This window comes from Iningainema tapete BLCC-T55, assembly GCF_014698965.1.
Lineage (GTDB): Bacteria > Cyanobacteriota > Cyanobacteriia > Cyanobacteriales > Nostocaceae > Iningainema > Iningainema tapete.
The window spans coordinates 1-1,576 of sequence record NZ_JACXAE010000103.1; the positions used below are offsets into that span (position 1 = coordinate 1).

1 protein-coding gene is annotated in these 1,576 nt (G+C 35.0%); it reads right to left on the minus strand.

The genetic code is table 11. The features are described 5' to 3' along the window. Positions 1 to 1,297: hypothetical protein (locus ICL16_RS34345; RefSeq protein ID WP_190836070.1), on the minus strand; the 1,297-nt coding region annotated here is incomplete at its 3' end. Positions 1,298 to 1,576: the final 279 nt, after the last annotated feature.

Below are 1,576 nucleotides of genomic sequence, written 5' to 3' on the forward strand. Positions count from 1 at the left end.
TTTGTCCTCTTGGTGTGAAAGAATAAGTCGAGATAGTATTCAACCATTCTTGTGAAGATTGAGAATGTAATCCTTGAGTTTTTAGTTGTACTTGCACAGAACGAATCTGGGTAAATATTTCAGTATAAGTGTGAATATCTTGTTGATAATCAAAGAGCCAACCGAACTTAGCATAAAATTTTCTCCGTCCTAAATCAGAACACTGACATATAAATTCCCCATGAACTTGCCATAATTCTTTTCCTAAATGATTCAAGAGAGCTTCCGTAAACTTGTTACGGTTCTCATATACTTGTGGTGTCATATTTTTGAGAATAGTTAAAATATCTGCACTCAAAGTAGAGCTTAATAACGATAGAGCTTCATCATCTAAACTATAGGTAGTACTAATTAAATAAAAATCCTGTTGTGATTCATATTTCATGACTTTTATCGCCCATTCTATCAAAACATCAACGTTATGATAACGAGCCTTATTTCTTTGTTTAGGAGGGATGAGAAAATATAATTTTGTCTGTTGAACTTGTTGACGAGTTAAGCTACATTGCCGCAAGAAATTTTGAAACCTTTCATCTGGTAATAGCTCTTTTTTCAGGAGATTAGCCATTTTATGTGTGATATCATAAGTAGCAAGGATTCCCGGATTATCCTGTCTATACAAGGCTATGCCTTTTTTGATATCACTCCCCCAATCTGATACAATTTGTACAGGATTCCCCACCCGCTCTGCTAATTTTTTTAATTTTTCTGATATCAGAGTACCAGGTGTTTTCTCCATAATCTCTATGCTGAGTACTTCTACATCTTCATGTTGTAAACTTCTGACTTCTTTTTGAATAATTCGGGTTAGTTTCTCTTGAGATATACCCAGGATAACTAAACATTTAGCTGCTCCTAACTCGAGCGTCATATCTAAGATAAATATCCAATCTTCTCGATACTCTTTCTGGCGATTCAACTCGTATAATCCTAAACGTAATGACCATTGTCTTATCGTATTAAAATTAGGTGTTGAACATCTCCAGTGTATTGTCAATATTTCAAAGTTTTTTTCAATTCCTCTGAGGCTATTTAAGCCGATTACTAAGAATTTAATTGCCGTTTCTATCACATACACCAGGTAACTATGTCCCTTAGGTCTTAACTCTACTAGTTCTTGATTTCTTAATTCTGGTAGATGAGCATTTTTCTTTTTTAGTTCTTTTGACTTGTCAGGTTCAGTTTTTTTTTTAAGTCTTCTAGTTCTTGTTGCAACTGCTCTTTCTGTCGTTGCGCTTCCACTGCTTTCGCTTTCCACAAGTCTCGACTTATACTTAAATCTCTAATCTTAATTTCCATTCCTCGCATTTTTTTTTGTTTTTCTGTGGCTCTTTTTTTCCACAGACGAGCGACTTTTTTGAAACAGCTTGACTAATCGGCGCTCCGGACTTTTAAACCCTTCCATTATCCAATACCTTCCTTATCCTTGATTTCCCGAACCTGAAGCCTTTTTTCCGGCTTTTAGGTCTTTGACAATTCTTGCATACTTTCTGCATGAACAAAATCCCTGATTTTTTTGTCAAAATTAACACACTAG